General features: G+C 61.6%; 15 protein-coding genes. 10 read left to right on the top strand and 5 right to left on the bottom strand.

Features of this window, described 5'->3' with window-relative positions:
* The first annotated feature begins 112 nt into the window (after positions 1-112).
* The 7 genes from LCH64_RS06225 to LCH64_RS06255 all read left to right on the top strand — a co-directional run bounded on the left by LCH64_RS06225 (position 113) and on the right by LCH64_RS06255 (position 6,206).
* On the top strand, positions 113-694 hold the full coding sequence (locus LCH64_RS06225) for an alpha/beta hydrolase (protein WP_226499766.1): 582 nt from the start codon (positions 113-115) through the stop codon (positions 692-694).
* A gap of 56 nt (positions 695-750) precedes the next feature.
* Positions 751-1,683 (top strand): sigma 54-interacting transcriptional regulator, encoded by a 933-nt coding sequence (locus tag LCH64_RS06230; RefSeq protein ID WP_226499767.1) that lies wholly within the window; start codon positions 751-753, stop codon positions 1,681-1,683.
* Between the two features lie 167 nt (positions 1,684-1,850).
* On the top strand, positions 1,851-2,648 hold the full coding sequence (locus tag LCH64_RS06235) for a MetQ/NlpA family ABC transporter substrate-binding protein (protein WP_003220575.1): 798 nt from the start codon (positions 1,851-1,853) through the stop codon (positions 2,646-2,648).
* Between the two features lie 595 nt (positions 2,649-3,243).
* Complete coding sequence (locus LCH64_RS06240) at positions 3,244-3,909, top strand: amino acid ABC transporter permease (RefSeq protein ID WP_003220579.1); 666 nt, start codon at positions 3,244-3,246, stop codon at positions 3,907-3,909.
* Positions 3,890-4,549 (top strand): amino acid ABC transporter permease, encoded by a 660-nt coding sequence (locus tag LCH64_RS06245; protein WP_226499768.1) that lies wholly within the window; start codon positions 3,890-3,892, stop codon positions 4,547-4,549. The genes LCH64_RS06240 and LCH64_RS06245 overlap by 20 nt, the downstream gene beginning before the upstream one ends.
* Positions 4,546-5,328: an amino acid ABC transporter ATP-binding protein gene (locus LCH64_RS06250; protein WP_226499769.1), complete on the top strand. Its 783-nt coding sequence runs from the start codon at positions 4,546-4,548 to the stop codon at positions 5,326-5,328. Before LCH64_RS06245 ends, LCH64_RS06250 begins: the two co-directional genes overlap by 4 nt.
* Positions 5,325-6,206: a transporter substrate-binding domain-containing protein gene (locus tag LCH64_RS06255; RefSeq protein ID WP_226499770.1), complete on the top strand. Its 882-nt coding sequence runs from the start codon at positions 5,325-5,327 to the stop codon at positions 6,204-6,206. The genes LCH64_RS06250 and LCH64_RS06255 overlap by 4 nt, the downstream gene beginning before the upstream one ends.
* 120 nt (positions 6,207-6,326) lie before the next feature.
* Here the strand turns inward: LCH64_RS06255 and LCH64_RS06260 are convergent, their stop codons facing one another.
* Complete coding sequence (locus LCH64_RS06260; RefSeq protein ID WP_003220586.1) at positions 6,327-7,487, bottom strand: AAA family ATPase; 1,161 nt, start codon at positions 7,485-7,487, stop codon at positions 6,327-6,329.
* 260 nt (positions 7,488-7,747) lie between these two features.
* Here LCH64_RS06260 and LCH64_RS06265 point away from each other — a divergent pair, with 260 nt between their 5' ends.
* The 3 genes from LCH64_RS06265 to LCH64_RS06275 are packed head-to-tail and all read left to right on the top strand — an operon-like array spanning position 7,748 to position 12,962.
* Positions 7,748-8,851, top strand: coding sequence for an efflux RND transporter periplasmic adaptor subunit (locus tag LCH64_RS06265; protein WP_103520321.1), 1,104 nt, complete (start codon positions 7,748-7,750; stop codon positions 8,849-8,851).
* Complete coding sequence (locus tag LCH64_RS06270) at positions 8,848-9,912, top strand: efflux RND transporter periplasmic adaptor subunit (RefSeq protein WP_226499771.1); 1,065 nt, start codon at positions 8,848-8,850, stop codon at positions 9,910-9,912. Before LCH64_RS06265 ends, LCH64_RS06270 begins: the two co-directional genes overlap by 4 nt.
* Positions 9,909-12,962, top strand: coding sequence for an efflux RND transporter permease subunit (locus LCH64_RS06275; protein WP_226499772.1), 3,054 nt, complete (start codon positions 9,909-9,911; stop codon positions 12,960-12,962). Before LCH64_RS06270 ends, LCH64_RS06275 begins: the two co-directional genes overlap by 4 nt.
* Positions 12,963-13,060: 98 nt before the next feature.
* Here LCH64_RS06275 and LCH64_RS06280 read toward each other — a convergent pair whose 3' ends face one another.
* From LCH64_RS06280 to LCH64_RS06295, 4 genes are all read right to left on the bottom strand, one after another.
* Positions 13,061-13,690, bottom strand: coding sequence for a class I SAM-dependent methyltransferase (locus tag LCH64_RS06280; RefSeq protein WP_226499773.1), 630 nt, complete (start codon positions 13,688-13,690; stop codon positions 13,061-13,063).
* 93 nt (positions 13,691-13,783) lie between these two features.
* Positions 13,784-14,428, bottom strand: coding sequence for a methionine ABC transporter permease (locus LCH64_RS06285; protein ID WP_207849377.1), 645 nt, complete (start codon positions 14,426-14,428; stop codon positions 13,784-13,786).
* A complete protein-coding gene (locus LCH64_RS06290) occupies positions 14,418-15,539 on the bottom strand; it encodes an ATP-binding cassette domain-containing protein (protein WP_226499774.1) in 1,122 nt (373 codons plus the stop codon). Before LCH64_RS06290 ends, LCH64_RS06285 begins: the two co-directional genes overlap by 11 nt.
* A gap of 2 nt (positions 15,540-15,541) precedes the next feature.
* Entirely contained in the window at positions 15,542-16,351 is an 810-nt protein-coding gene (locus LCH64_RS06295) for a MetQ/NlpA family ABC transporter substrate-binding protein (RefSeq protein ID WP_096797452.1), read from the bottom strand.
* Between the last annotated feature and the right edge of the window lie 26 nt (positions 16,352-16,377).

Consider the following 16,377-nt stretch of genomic DNA (forward strand, 5'->3'; position numbering starts at 1 on the left):
GCTGCATCCAATATTCTTTTCGGATCTTAATAAATAGCTTCTTATTCCTTAACGAATATAAATCCCGTCCCTATACTCGATCAGGAACAGACACGACGCAGGAGAGCTCCCCATGCGCAACGAATCAATCCGCTACCTGATTGTGCCGGGCTGGCAAGGATCGCCAGAAGATCATTGGCAAACCCACTGGCAGAACAGTCTGCCCAACAGCGCACGCGTGGAGCAGGCCGACTGGCTGACGCCGCGCCGTGAAGACTGGGTTGCGGCGCTGGCCGAAGCGATTGCCGCCGACAGCACGCCAGTGATCCTGATTGCTCACAGCCTGGGTTGCATCACCGTTGCACATTGGGCGGCTACCGCGCCTGTGCAATACCTGCGTCAGGTGCGCGGTGCGTTGCTGGTCGCACCTGCCGATGTCGAGCGTCCGGCCTGCGCGCCTGCGTTGCGCAATTTCGCGCCGATCCCGACAGATCTGTTGCCGTTCCCGAGCCAGGTGGTCAGTTCCGACAACGACGCCGCGGTCAGCGCCCCGCGCGCTCTTGAGCTGGCGCGTAACTGGGGCGCCGAGGCGGGAATTCTTGCCGGGGCGGGGCACATCAACGTCAAGTCCGGGCATCAGCGCTGGGAGCAGGGTTTCGCTTATTTGTATCGCCTGCAAAACCGCATGGAACAGCACGCCCGGCGTCGCGCTTGAACCTTTTTCTTTTCTGAACGCCCCCGTCTGCCGGCGGTTCTGGGCGGGAGTCTGCCATGAGTTTCGAAACGTTCGGTCAGCCGTTGCTGACCTTTCCCGATGCGGAAAAAAGTCCCCTGAGCATTCGCGCCAAGGCGCTGGTGTTCGTCGATCCCCGGTCTCGCCAGTTGCGCGAAGAACTTGAGCACCTGGCGCTGCGTGCCATCTCGGTATTGATCCGCGGCGAGACCGGCACCGGCAAAGAATTGCTCGCGCGCCACATCCACCGTGCCAGTGATCGCAGCGGTCTTTTCGTCTCGGTCAATTGCGGCGCGATCAGCCCGACCTACGCCGATGCCGAGCTGTTCGGCTATGCCGCCGGCAGCTATACAGGTTCGGCGAGCAGTCGGGCCGGCTGGTTCGGTTCGGCCAACGGCGGCACCTTGTACCTCGATGAGATCGGCGATCTGCCGTTGCCGATCCAGATCAAACTGCTCGCCGCCCTGGAAAATCATGAAGTCACCCGCGTCGGCGCGCATCAGCCAAGCCCGGTGGATGTGCGGTTGGTCGCAGCCACCAGCATCGATCTGGCACAAGCGGTGGACGCCGGAAAATTCCACGAACGGCTCTATCACTACCTCAGCGAAGGGCAGCTGGAATTGCCGGCCCTGCGCGAGCGGATTGGCGACATCCTGTCGCTGGCGGAATATTTCCTCGGCATCTACAGCCAGCGCCTGGATCTGCCGGTGCCGTTGATCAGCGAAGCGGCGCAGCACCTGCTGGAGCGCCACAGCTGGCCGGGCAACACCCGCGAGCTGGAAAACGTCATTCACTTTGCGCTGTTGGTCAGTACCGGTGACGAAATCCTCCCGGAGCACCTGAACCTGCCCGAGGTGTCTGGGCCGCAGCTTCAGATCGAACGACTGGTAGCACAAATCAACATCGGCGGTAGCGTCGACGAACGTAAGGCTTTGAAAGATCTGCTGATTGGTTTAAGCCAGCAGTTGTAGCCGTTTGGTTCTGTATGAACGAAATGGAATATCAAAGTGAATAAACGTTATTGTCCGGGAATAAAAAATCCCGGTATTGTCCGCTTCACGCCAGAGATAGCACTTCACTGGCACTCGTATTAATAGCCGTCGCCATTCGCGACCGTGATTCTCGATAAGGACACTGCATGAAAAAGGTTCTGTTGTTTACCGCATTGGCGGCTGCTCTGACTGCTTCCCTGGCCCAGGCCGGCGAGAAACTGGTGGTGGCGGCGACTCCGGTGCCGCACGCGGAAATTCTCGAGCTGATCAAACCGACCCTGGCCAAAGAAGGCGTGGATCTGGAAATCAAGGTCTTCACCGACTACGTGCAGCCGAACGTGCAGGTTGGCGAGAAGCGTCTGGATGCCAACTACTTCCAGACCGAACCGTACCTGAACAGCTTCAACGCCGGTAAGTACAAGGACGACAAAGCCAAGTACCTGGTGACCGTGAAGGGCGTGCACATTGAACCGTTCGGTGGCTACTCGAGCAAGTACAAGACTCTGGCTGAACTGCCGGACGGCGCGACCATCGCCATCCCGAACGAAGGCAGCAACAGCGGCCGTGCGCTGATCCTGCTGCAGAAGGCTGGCCTGATCGAGCTGAAAGATCCGAAAAATGCGCTGGCGACCCCGAAAGACATCGCCAAGAACCCGCACAACTTCAAGTTCAAGGAACTGGAATCGGCCCTGCTGCCACGCGTCCTGAAGGAAGTTGATCTGGACATGATCAACACCAACTACGCACTGGAAGCCAAGCTGAACCCGACCAAGGATGCGCTGGTGATCGAAGGCGCTGACTCGCCGTACGTGAACTTCCTGGTGGCCCGTGAGGACAACAAGAACAGCGACGCCATCCAGAAACTGGCCGCTGCCCTGACCAGCCCGGAAGTCAAAGCGTTCATCGAGAAGAAGTACAACGGCGCGGTACTGCCAGCGTTCTGATCCGACGCTTGAACCACCCCTTCAAGGTATGAAAACGCCGATGGCCAGTGATGGTCATCGGCGTTTTTGTGTGTGCTCGATTTGTGCGATCGACATTCCTGTGGCGAGGGAGCTTGCTCCCGCTGGAGGCCGAAGGACTCCCAATGGCGTGCCCGGTTTGCGACTGCTGCGCAGCCGAGCGGGAGCAAGCTCCCTCGCCACAACAATCGGGAGTCAGCTTATTCAGGCCACCCCGGTCTTCAACGCCCGGCGCAACGCCACGAGCAATTTCACGATGTCTTGCGGGTCCAGTCGCTGCGGCACTTTTACGTCCATGTTGTCTTCCTTGTAATGGTTTGGCCGGAGGAGTCTGGCCAAAAGCTGTTCGTCCTTGGAGGGCTTTCATGCAAAAAAGATCCTTCCTACAGCGCAAGGGAAAATAGCCTTCTTATTCCTTCCCGGCAAACCCACAGGATAGTTTTTTGGGTGATATCAATATGCTTTAACGGTATTTAAATTCTTGTTTTTATACCTATAAAGTCAGTGCCTGCCGGACAGCCACCCGCTGTCCATGGACTGCACCACCGTCACTTACCGAGTGGCGTCAGGACGTTTCATGACATTCGATTACGCATTTATCCTCAGCACCCTGCCGGCCTTTCTCAAAGCCGTGGGCGTGACGCTGCAAGTCGGGTTCATCGCCATCGGCACGTCGCTGCTGGTGGCGCTGCTCAACGCGACGATTCTGGTGTTTCGCACGCCTTACCTGCAGCGCGCCGTCGGCCTGTATGTAGAACTGGCGCGCAACACGCCGCTGCTGATTCAACTGTTCTTCGTCTACTTCGCCCTGCCGGCGCTGGGTATCAAGGTTTCCGGGTTCACCGCTGCAATCATCACCATGACCTTCCTCGGCGGTGCTTACCTCACTGAGGTGCTGCGTGCCGGTGTCGACGCGGTGCCGCAGGCGCAACTGGAATCGGGGCGTTCCATCGGCCTGTCCCACGGCCAGTTGCTGCGTTACGTGATCCTGCCGCAAGCGGGGATTCTCAGCCTGCCGTCGCTGTTCGCCAATTTCATTTTCCTGCTCAAGGAAACCACCGTGGTCTCGGCGGTGGCCGTGCCGGAAATCCTCTACACCACCAAGAGCTACATCGCGCTCTACTACAAAACCTACGAAATGCTCGCCGTGCTGACGCTGATTTGCGTGCTGTTGTTCTTGCCGCTGTCGCTGCTGCTCAGCCGTCTGGAAAGGAGGCTCCAGCATGGCCAGTTCGGGTCTTGAACTGCTCTGGGTGTCGTTGCCGCAACTGGCAAAAGGCGCCGGGCAAACCTTGTCGATCTCGTTCCTGAGCATTGCGATCAGCACCATAGGCGGTGTGCTCTACGGCGTATTGCGCACGCTCAACGTGACGTGGCTGAACGCGATCCTGCGGGTCTATCTGGAACTGTTCCGGGCGATCCCGGTGCTGGTCTGGCTGTACCTGCTGTTTTTCGGCCTGCCGATTTTCTTCGGTTTGAGCTTGCCGAGCTTCTGGTGCGCGGTGCTGGTGCTGTCGCTGTGGGGCGCCAGTGAGGTCGGCGAAGTGGCCCGTGGCGCGCTGCATTCGTTGCCGCGCGGGCAGCGTGAGGCGGGATTGTCGATCGGCCTCAATGCGGCGCAACTGTATGGCTACGTGTTGCTGCCGCAAGCGCTGAAACGCATGACGCCGCCGACCATCAACGTCTACACGCGGATCATCAAGACCAGCTCGCTGGCGGTGCTGATCGGCGTGGTCGACGTGATCAAGGTCGGCCAGCAGATCATCGAGCGCACCTACGAATCGGTGCTGATCTACGGCGCGCTGTTTCTGTTTTTCTTTTTCATCTGCTACCCGCTGTCGGCCGCCTCGCGCATGCTGGAGCGGCGCTGGACGCAAGCATGAGCGCATTGATCGAGTTTCACGGGTTCAACAAATTCTACGGCGAACAGCAAGTGCTCAAGGGCATCGACCTGCAAGTGCGCAGCGGCGAAGTGATCGTCATCCTCGGCCCCAGCGGTTGTGGCAAAAGCACCTTGCTGCGTTGCCTCAATGGTCTGGAGGAGGCCCACAGCGGCAGCCTGAAATTTGTCGGCCGCGAGCTGCTGGACAAGGCCACCGACTGGCGCGAGATCCGCCAGCAGATCGGCATGGTGTTCCAGAGTTATCACCTGTTCCCGCACATGAGCGTGCTCGACAATTTGCTGCTCGGCCCGCTCAAGGTGCAAAAGCGCCAGCGCCGTGAAGCGCAGCAGCAAGCCGAAGCCTTGCTTGAGCGCGTGGGCTTGGCGGACAAGCGCGACGCCTTCCCGCGCCAGCTCTCCGGCGGCCAGCAGCAACGCATCGCCATCGTCCGCTCGTTGTGCATGAACCCGCGGGTCATGCTCTTCGATGAAGTCACCGCCGCCCTCGACCCGGAGATGGTCAAGGAAGTGCTGCAAGTGATTCAGGGCCTGGCTCGCGAGGGCATGACCCTGCTGATCGTCACCCATGAAATGGCCTTCGCCCGCGCGGTGGCCGACCGCATCGTGTTCATGGATGCCGGACGCATCCTTGAACAGAACCCGCCCGAGATTTTCTTTACGAACCCGCAAACCGCACGCGCGCAGCAGTTTCTGGAGAAGTTCTCCATCGTTGCAACACTGCCTGAAACGAATCCGACAAAGGAACTGGAACCGCTATGAAAACTGCCAAGTCATCCCTGTTTTTACTGCCGCTGCTGGGGCTCGCGCTGCTCGCCGGCTGCAACAAATCCGAAGAACCGGCCAAGCCGAAAGTCGCCAGCGAAAGCACCGCGCCGGCCAGCTATCTGGACAAGATCAAGGCCCGCGACAAACTGATCGTCGGCGTATTCACCGACAAGCCACCGTTCGGTTTCGTCGATGAAACCGGGCGCTACGTCGGCTTCGACACCGACATCGGTCGGCGCTTCGCCAAGGATCTGCTGGGCGACGAGAACAAGGTCGAGTTCGTGGCCGTGGAACCGGCGAGCCGCATTCCGTTCCTGCAGAGCGACAAGGTCGACCTGATCCTCGCCAACATGACCGTGACCCCGGAGCGCAAGGAAGCGGTGGAATTCACCAACCCGAACCTCAAGGTCGCGGTGCAGGCACTGGTACCGCAAGGCAGCTCGGTGAAAAAACTCGATGACCTGGCGACACGCACCACCATCGTCACCACCGGCACCACGGCCGATATCTGGCTGACCAAGAATCATCCGGACTGGAAACTGCTGAAGTTCGAGAAAAACTCCGAGTCGCTGCAAGCTCTGGCCAACGGTCGCGGCGATGCCTACGCGCAGGACAATCTGGTGCTGTTCAGCTGGGCCAAGCAGAACCCGGGCTACCGCGTGCTGGAGGAAAAACTCGGGGCTGAGGCGCCGATCGCGCCGGCAGTCAAGAAGGGCAACGTCGAGCTGCGTGACTGGGTGAATACCGAGCTGGCCAAGTTGGGTGAAGAGAAGTACCTGCTCAAGCTGTATGACCAATACGTGCGTAAAGAGCTGAGCGATGACACCAAGCCTGAGAGCGTGATTGTTGAAGGTGGCAAGTGGCAGGGGTGATTGGCCGTTAAATCTGCGCTGACCTGAAGACCCTCTTCGCGAGCAAGCCCGCTCCCACAGTTGGAATGCATGCCCCTGTGGGAGCGGGCTTGCCCGCGAAAGCGGTGGTTCAGGCGCCGCTCAATCCGGCCAGTTCCACGCCGGCTCATCCAGCACCCGCTGGCCGACAATCCCGGTCTGCCCCAGCGTCTTCTCCAGCACGATGCAGTTGCACTCGGGGTCTTCCTGCAGCGCCGAAATCAACCGCCGTGCGTGGGACACCACCCACACCTGACACTCCTGCGAAGCGCGAATGATCAAGCGCGCCAGCGCCGGCAACAGATCCGGATGCAGACTGGTTTCCGGTTCGTTGAGCACCATCAATGACGGTGGCCGCGGCGTCAGCAGCGCGGCAATCAGCAGCAGATAACGCAACGTGCCGTCCGACAGCTCCGCCGCCGACAGCGGTCGCAGCAATCCTTCCTGATAAAACTCGATGGCAAAGCGGCCGCCGGCCAGCGGCGCGATGTTCAGTCGTGCGCCGGGGAAGGCATCGCTGATCGCTGCCTGCAACGCCTCGGGGTCGCCGATTTCGCGAATGGTCTGCAACGCTGCGGCCAGATCCCGGCCGTCGTGATGCAGCACTGGCGTGCGCGTGCCCAGTTGCGGCTGGCGCACCGGGGCGTCGGCGTCGCTGCGGAAGTGATCGTAGAAGCGCCAGCGGCGGATGAACTCGCGCATCTGGAACACCTCCGGTGAACTGCGCAGGCTGCCGACCTGATCGAACAGGCTGTCGAAGTTCGGCGTGTGCTGGGCCAGCACGTCCCAGCCGCGCCCTTCGCGGGCGCGAATCATCGGGCCGTGGCGATCCACCAGGAGGCTCGCCGGACGATAGAGCGGCCCGGCCCAGATGCATTCCTTCTTGATCTCCGGATCGAGGGAGAAGAACGAAAGGCTCGGCTCCGGCAAGCCGAGAGCGATCGCGTAGCTGAAGTCTTCCCCGGCAAACCCCAGGCGCAGGCGTTTGACGCCCTGACGCACGGTCGGCTCGATCGCCACTTCGCCGTTGCGCATGCGCCGGCTGATGGTTTCCGGCCCGGCCCAGAACGTCGAATCCAGCCCACCCTCGCGGGCCAGCGCATTGACCACGCCACCCTGCGCGGTCTCCGCCAGCAGGCGCAGCGCGCGGTACAGGTTGGACTTGCCACTGCCGTTGGGGCCGGTGATCAGATTCAAGCGGCCCAGCGGAATCACCAATTTATTGATCGAGCGGTAATTGGCTACCGCGAGGGTCTGGAGCATGGGCGTTTCCTTCTGCCGGAACCGATAGTGTGCCGTGGCTGTACCCCTGTGGCGAGGGAGCTTGCTCCCGCCGGGCTGCGAAGCGGCCCCAACCCCCGATTCGAGAGGTTCGCGCCTGCTTCGCAGTCGAGCGGGAGCAAGCTCCCTCACCACAGAAATCAATGTGGAAAATGCGTTATTCCCGCGAGCGAAGGTTGAACCCTGTTCTAAGCTCACAGTCGTATCGTCACTTGCACGTTCGTACACAGGAAGGAGTCTGCATGGCGAGTCCCGGATTGAAAACAGTGGTCGTGCTGAGCCTGCTCACGGCGCTGACCGCTTGCGGCAAGAAAGAAGCCCCGGCGGAGTACTTGCCCCGGGTCTTTGTGCAAGTGGTGAAACCGGCTGACTATGCCGCTGCCGTGACCCTTACCGGTGACGTGCAGGCGCGGGTGCAGACCGAACTGTCGTTCCGGGTCGGCGGCAAGATCATCCAGCGCATGGTCGATGTCGGCGACCGGGTGAGCGCCAAACAGGTGCTGGCCAAACTCGATCCCAAGGATTTGCAGACCAACGTCGACTCCGCCCAGGCGCAGGTTGTCGCCGAGCAGGCGCGGGTCAAACAGAGCGCTGCGGCGTTCGTGCGGCAGCAAAAACTGTTGCCCAAGGGCTACACCAGCCAGAGCGAATTCGACTCCGCCCAAGCCGCGTTGCGCAGCAGCCAAAGCGCCCTGAGCGCGGCCCAGGCGCAACTGGCCAATGCCAAGGATCAGTTGAGCTACACCTCGCTGATCGCCGATGCCCCCGGCATCATCACCGAGCGCCAGGCTGAAGTCGGCCAGGTGGTCCAGGCGACCGCGCCGATTTTCAAACTGGCCCGCGATGGCGACCGCGATGCGGTGTTCAACGTCTACGAATCGCTGCTCTCGGAACGGCCTGCCGATCGCTCGATCGTCGTCAGTCTGCTCGACAACCCCAACATCAAGACCACCGGCACCGTACGTGAAATCACCCCGGCGGTGTCGGCGCAATCGGGCACGGTGCAGGTCAAGGTCACCCTCGACAGCCTCCCGCAAGGCATGCAGCTCGGCTCGGTGGTCAGCGCCACCGCCAAGGGCACTGGCAAAACGGCGGTGGAATTGCCGTGGTCGGCGCTGACCAAGAACATCAGCGACCCGGCGGTGTGGATGGTCGACGACAAGGGTCAAGCGCAATTGCATAACGTCACCGTCGGCCGCTACCTGACCGGCAAGGTCATCATCAGCGGCGGCCTCAACGGCGGCGAAAAAGTCATCGTTGCCGGTGGACAACTGCTGCACCCGGGCATGAAAGTCGAAATCGCCGAAAACACCTACAAGGATCTGCAACCGGGAGCACAGCCATGAAGCGTTTGGGGCTGTTGTCCATTGGCGTGCTGCTGGCTGCCTGCTCGAAAAGCGAACCACCGCCGGAGCCGGTGCGGCCGGTGCTGTCGATCAAGGTGCAGGCGCTGAACGAAGAAACCCTCGGGCGTTTCGCCGGCAGCATTCAGGCGCGCTACGAGAGCAATACCGGGTTTCGCGTTGGCGGGCGCATCGCCAGTCGCAACGTCGATGTCGGCGCCGAAGTGGATAAGGGCACGCTGCTTGCCACCCTCGACCCGACCGATCAGCAGAACCAGTTGCGCTCGGCCCAGGGCGATCTGGCCAAGGTGCAGGCGCAACTGATCAACGCTCAGGCCAATGCCCGGCGTCAGCAAGCGCTGTTCGATCGCGGCGTGGGCGCCCAGGCACAACTGGACATCGCCACCACCGACCTGAAAACCACCCAGGCTTCGCTCGATCAGGCGCGGGCGGCGGTCAACCAGAGCAAGGATCAGCTCGGCTACACCGAACTGCGCGCCGACCACAAAGCCGTGGTCACGGCATGGAATGCCGAGGCCGGCCAAGTGGTGACCGCCGGCCAGCAAGTGGTGACCCTGGCGCAACCGGACATCAAGGAAGCGGTGATTGACCTGCCGGATACGCTGGTCGATCAGATCCCCGCCGACGTGGTGTTTCTGGTGGCCGCGCAGCTCGACCCGAGCATCAGCACCACGGCGATCATTCGCGAAATCGAACCCCAGGCACAGAGCGCCACGCGTACCCGTCGTGCACGCCTGACCCTGAGCGAAACCCCGCCCGGGTTTCGTCTTGGCACGGCGATCAGCGTGACCCTCAGCTCGGCCATCAAGTCGCGGATCGAATTGCCCGCGACGTCGTTGCAGGAAGTCGACGGCAAGACCCGTATCTGGGTCATCGACCCCCAGAGCAAAACCGTCTCCCCCCGTGACGTCAGCGTGACCAGCCGCACTGACAGCACCGTGGTGCTGGCCGGCGGGGTCAAAAGTGGTGAGCAGGTGGTCAGCGCAGGCGTCAACAGCCTCAAACCCGGACAAGCCGTGAAACTCGACGAGGACAGTCAATGAAAGGCTCTTTCAATCTCTCCGAATGGGCCCTCAAGCATCAGTCGTTCGTCTGGTACCTGATGTTCGTCGCGCTGCTGATGGGGGTGTTTTCCTACTTCAATCTGGGGCGCGAAGAAGACCCGTCGTTCACCATCAAGACCATGGTGATCCAGACCAAGTGGCCGGGCGCAACCCAGGAAGAAACCCTCAAGCAGGTCACCGACCGCATCGAGAAAAAACTTGAGGAGCTCGACTCCCTCGATTACGTGAAAAGCTACACGCGGCCCGGTGAATCGACGGTCTACGTGTACCTGCGCGATACCACCAGCGCCAAGGACATTCCGGAAATCTGGTACCAGGTGCGCAAGAAGATCGATGACATTCGCGGGCAGTTTCCCCAAGGGATTCAGGGACCCGGATTCAACGATGAGTTCGGTGACGTCTACGGCTCGGTCTACGCCTTTACTGCCGATGGCCTGACCATGCGCCAGTTGCGCGACTACGTGGAACAGGCCCGCGCCGAGATCCGCAACGTGCCGGGGCTGGGCAAGATCGAGATGGTCGGCCAGCAGGACGAAGTGATCTACCTGAACTTCTCCACGCGCAAACTCGCGGCGCTGGGCATCGATCAGCGCCAGGTGGTGCAGAGCCTGCAATCGCAGAACGCGGTGACCCCGGCGGGTGTGATCGAGGCCGGGCCGGAGCGGATTTCCGTGCGCACCTCGGGGCAGTTCGCTTCGGAGAAGGATCTGGCCGAGGTCAATCTCAAGCTCAATGACCGCTTCTATCGTCTGGCCGATGTCGCCGACATCAGCCGTGGTTACGTCGACCCGGCCACCCCGGAATTCCGCTTCGACGGCAAACCGGCCATCGGCCTGGCGATTGCCATGCAGAAGGGCGGCAACGTGCAGGAATTCGGTAAAGCGCTGCACGCGCGCATTGACCAACTGACGGCCGACCTGCCGGTGGGCGTCGGCGTACACACCGTGTCTGATCAGGCGGTGGTGGTGGAAGAGGCCGTCGGCGGCTTCACCAGCGCGCTGTTCGAAGCGGTGATCATCGTCCTGGTGGTCAGCTTCATCAGCCTCGGCGTGCGCGCCGGGCTGGTGGTGGCGTGCTCGATTCCGCTGGTGCTGGCGATGGTCTTCGTGTTCATGGAGTACAGCGGCATCACCATGCAGCGGATTTCCCTCGGTGCGCTGATCATCGCTCTCGGCCTGCTGGTGGACGACGCGATGATCACCGTGGAGATGATGGTCACGCGCCTGGAAATGGGCGAGACCAAGGAGCAGGCGGCGACGTTCGCCTACACCTCCACAGCGTTCCCGATGCTCACCGGTACGCTGGTGACGGTCGCCGGGTTCGTGCCGATCGGCCTCAACGCCAGCTCCGCCGGTGAGTACACCTTCACCCTGTTTGCGGTAATCGCGGTGGCGATGCTGGTGTCGTGGATCGTCGCGGTGCTGTTCGCACCGGTGATCGGCGTGCACATTCTCAGCACCAACGTGAAACCCCACGCAGCCGAGCCGGGGCGCATTGGCCGGGCGTTCAACCACGGTTTGCTGTGGTCGATGCGTAACCGCTGGTGGGCGATCGGCATCACCGTGTTGTGCTTCGTGCTGGCGGTGTTCTGCATGCGCTTTGTGCAGAACCAGTTTTTCCCGTCCTCCGATCGCCCGGAAATCCTCGTCGATCTGAACCTGCCGCAAAACGCCTCGATCGACGAAACCCGCAAGGCTGTGGACAAGCTCGAAGCCACGCTCAAGGGCGACCCGGACATCGTGCGCTGGAGTACTTACATCGGTCAGGGCGCGATCCGTTTCTACCTGCCGCTCGACCAGCAATTGCAGAACCCGTACTACGCGCAACTGGTGATCGTCAGCAAAGACTTCAAAGCCCGCGAGGCCCTGAGCCAACGCCTGCGTGAGCGTCTGCACAAGGACTTCGTCGGCATCGGCAGTTACGTGCAGGCGTTGGAAATGGGCCCGCCAGTGGGACGGCCGATCCAGTACCGGGTCAGCGGCAAGGACATCGATCAGGTGCGCAAGCACGCCATCGATCTGGCGACCGAGCTGGACAAGAACGAACACATCGGCGAGATCATTTACGACTGGAACGAGCCGGGCAAAGTCCTGCGCATCGACATCGCCCAGGACAAGGCGCGTCAGCTCGGGCTGTCGTCGGAAGACGTGGCGAAGTTGATGAACAGCATCGTCAGCGGTTCGCCACTGACCCAGGTCGATGACGATATCTACCTGATCAACGTGGTCGGGCGCGCGGTGGATTCCGAACGCGGCACCCCGGAAACCCTGCAGAACCTGCAGATCGTCACGCCCAACGGCACCTCGATTCCGCTGCTGGCCTTCGCCACCGTGCGGTATGAGCTGGAGCAGCCGCTGGTGTGGCGTCGCGACCGTCTGCCGACCATCACCATCAAGGCCTCGGTGCGCGACGAGATCCAGCCGACCGACCTGGTGAAACTGCTCAAGCCATCGATCGATGCCTTCGCTGAAAAGCTGCCGGTCGGCTACAAAGTCGCCACCGGCGGTACGGTCGAGGAAAGCGGCAAGGCCCAGGGGCCCATCGCCAAGGTGCTGCCGTTGATGCTGTTTTTGATGGCGACCTTCCTGATGATCCAGCTGCACAGCGTGCAGAAGATGTTCCTGGTGGCGAGTGTCGCGCCGCTGGGTCTGATCGGCGTGGTGCTGGCGCTGGTGCCGACCGGCACGCCGATGGGCTTCGTGGCGATCCTCGGGATTCTGGCGCTGATCGGCATCATCATTCGCAACTCGGTGATTCTGGTGACGCAGATCGATGAGTACGAGCAGAAGGGCTATGCGCCGTGGGATGCGGTGGTGGAAGCGACCGAACACCGCCGCCGACCGATCCTGCTGACCGCCGCGGCGGCGAGCATGGGCATGATCCCGATTGCCCGCGAAGTGTTCTGGGGGCCGATGGCTTACGCGATGATTGGCGGGATCGTGGTCGCGACGTTGCTGACGCTGCTGTTTTTGCCGGCGCTGTATGTGGCCTGGTACAGGATTCGCGAGCCGAAGAAAGAGGCCGCTTAAAAGCGAGTGCTGCGCACTCATCGCGAGCAGGCTCACTCCTACAGGGGAGCGCATTCCAACTGTGGGAGCGGGCTTGCTCGCGAAGGCGTCAGAACGGACTACGCAGATTTACGCCAGACACTGGCCAGCCAAGGCTGCTGCTCGCGCGGCAATCCCGCCGGCCGGTAGTAATGCTCCAGCTCGACAAACCCCGCAGCAGTGAGCAATCCCCGCCACGCCTCCAGATCGTGATAAGCGCCATACCTCGGCCCGTTCCAGCCCTCACGGTTATCCCCGCGCGGATTGGAACTGAACAACACCCCGCCCGGTTTCAGCGTGCCATGCAGCTGCTTGAGCACTCGCGGCAACTCCTGCAACGGCACATGAAACAGCACCGCATTGGCGAAGATTCCGTCGAAGCGCTCAGCCGGCAGATCGAGTTTCAGAAAGTCCTGACACCACACTTCACAGCCACTGTCTGCCCGTGCCATTTGCGCGAATTGCTCTGCACCGTCGAGGCCGACCGCAACGTGGCCCATGCGGGTGAACGTGCGCAAGTCACGCCCCGGCCCACAGCCGAAATCGAGAATGGAGAACGGCGCCGTGCCCTGGATATGGCGAAGCAAGGCGTCGATGTTCTGGCTGACATCGTGATCGCGGGTGCCTTCTCGAAAGTCTTCGGCCACCGAGTTGTAGTGGCCGAGGGTGGTGGCGGTGATCTGTTCCAGATCGGTGGGTGTTTGCTTCATGGTCGAGGGCTGCGCGGCAGTTGGGATTCGCCGAATATACGCCAACCAGCGGGGCCGCTGCTCGCGATAGCGGTTTCAGAGGTGCGGCATGACTTAACGCTTGTTCAGGCCCCGCGCCAGACGATCCCCACCCAACTGAATCACCGCCACCAATGCCACCAGCAACACAATCACCGTCAGCATGATCTGGCTGTCAAAGCGCTGATAGCCGTAGCGATAAGCGATGTCGCCCAGCCCCCCGGCACCAATCGCCCCGGCCATGGCCGACGAGTTGATCATCGTCACCAGCGTAATCGTGAACCCGCCAACAATCCCCGGCAGCGCTTCAGGCAACAGCACATGCCAGACGATGTGCCAGCGTCGGCAGCCCATGGCCTGCGCCGCCTCGATCAAACCGTGATCGACCTCACGCAAACTCACTTCGGCAATCCGCGCAAAGAACGGCGTCGCGGCAATCGTCAGCGGCACCACCGCTGCCCACACACCGTACGTGGTGCCGACAATCAGCCGGGTGAACGGAATCAGCGCGACCATCAGAATCAGAAACGGGATCGAGCGGAACAGGTTGACGAACGCGCCCAACGCTTTGTTGAGTAAGGGCGCTTCATAGATCCCGCCCTTGTCGCTGGTGACCAGAATCACCGCCATCGGGATCCCCACCAGCAAGGCGATCAGCGACGACACGCCGACCATCAGGAAGGTGTCGATGAAACCCTGGAGCAAACGATCAAACCACATAACCCGATACCTCCACCCGTTGCGCCCATTGCCCGGCACGCTCGCGCAATTGCTCGGCGCTCGCCGCCGACCCGCTCACGGCCAGCAGCAGTTGCCCCAGCGCATGGCCCTGAATCCGTTCGACACCGCCCTGCAGCAACTTCACCCGACCACCGAGGGCGGCGAACAGGGCTGCCAGATCCGGCTCGTCGCCGGCACTGCCAGTGAACTGCAAACGCAGCACCACCGCTGCGCCCGGGGAGGGCGGCTGGGCATGCAGACGGCTTTGCAGTTCTTCCGGCAAGGCGTGTTGCAGCGGCGCGAGCAAGGTCTGGCTGACCTCGTGCTGCGGATTGCCGAACACCTCCCAGACGTGGCCCTGCTCGACGATCCGTCCGTGTTCCAGTACCACCACGCGGTCGCAGATTTCGCGGATCACCGCCATTTCGTGCGTGATCAAAACAATCGTCAGGCCCAGGCGCTGATTGATCTCGCGCAGCAGGCCGAGGATCGACTGAGTGGTCTCGGGATCAAGCGCTGAAGTGGCCTCGTCGCAGAGCAGAATGTCCGGGTCATGCACCAATGCGCGGGCGATGCCGACACGCTGTTTCTGCCCACCGGAAAGCTGCGCCGGGTAGGCCTTGTGCTTGGCTTGCAGGCCGACCAGTTCGAGCAGTTCACGCACCTTCTGCTCGCGTTGCGCCTTCGGCACGCCCGCGACTTTCAGCGGCAGTTCGACGTTCTGCCACACGGTCTTGGCCGACATCAGGTTGAAGTGCTGGAAGATCATGCCGATGCGCCGTCGCAGGGCGACCAGACGGTCTTCGTCGAACTCGCCGATGTCGACCTGATCGATCAGCACCCGCCCCGCGGTCGGTTGTTCCAGACGATTGATCGTGCGGATCAGCGACGACTTGCCAGCGCCGCTGCGACCGATGATGCCGAACACCTCGCCGCGCTGGATCGCCAGATCGATGCCTTGCAGGGCCGCGACCGGGCCTTGCCGCCCCTCGTAGGTTTTACCCAGGCCGATGAAGCGCACGTGGGCGCGATTCAGCTCGGGATGCAGTTCGGTTTTTTCAGCATTTTTTGGCTCTGGAATATCCAGTCGCCGTTGGATCGCGGCGGTCATGCTCAGCTTTCCCAACCGGCCTGATACAGCTTGCCGTGAGCCTTATCCAGTGCGGCGCGAACGGCCGGCGAGTGCTGATAGATGTCGACGAATTTGATCAGGCGCGGGTCGTTCTTGCTCTTGGGCTGGATCACGAACTGAATCACGTATTCCTTGTGGTCGAGACCGTCGAACAGCAACGCGGAGCCGGCGTCAAAAGTCTTCGCCAGACGGATGTAGGCCGGGTAGCCCTGGACCAGATCGGCGTCATCGTAGGCGCGCACCAGTTGCACGGCTTCGACTTGCAGGATCTTGATCTTCTTCGGGTTGGCGACGATGTCGTCCTCGGTGGCCTTGTAGCCGACCCCCGGTTTCAGGGTAATCAGACCGGCCTTGGCCAGCAGTTGCAGACCGCGACCGCTGTTGATCGGATCGTTGGCGATAGCGACGCTGGCGCCTTCAGGCAACTCGTCGAAGCTTTTGTATTTTTTCGAATAGAGGCCGACGTTGTTGATGATCCCCGGGGCGAACGGCACCAGGTCAAAGCCGGAGGCGGCCTTGGCATTTTCGAGGAACGGGATGTGCTGGAAGTAGTTCACGTCGATGTCGCCGGCGGCGAGGCTGACGTTCGGTGCGATCCAGTCGGTGAACTCCACCAGCTCGACTTTCAGGCCTTGTTTGGAGGCCTCCTCGACGGCGGCTTCCAGGGGAATGGCGAAGGCGGCGGTGGTGCCGATTTTCAGTGGAGCGTCGGCAGCGAACACCGCCGAGCTGAACAGGCCGAAGGCCAGGGCCAGTGCTTTGACTGGGTGGGACAGGAATTTCTGGGTCATGGTGTGGTTTCCAGTCAGTGCATGAA

It is taken from the genome of Pseudomonas sp. MWU16-30322 (genome assembly GCF_020515535.1).
Lineage (GTDB): Bacteria > Pseudomonadota > Gammaproteobacteria > Pseudomonadales > Pseudomonadaceae > Aquipseudomonas > Aquipseudomonas fluorescens_H.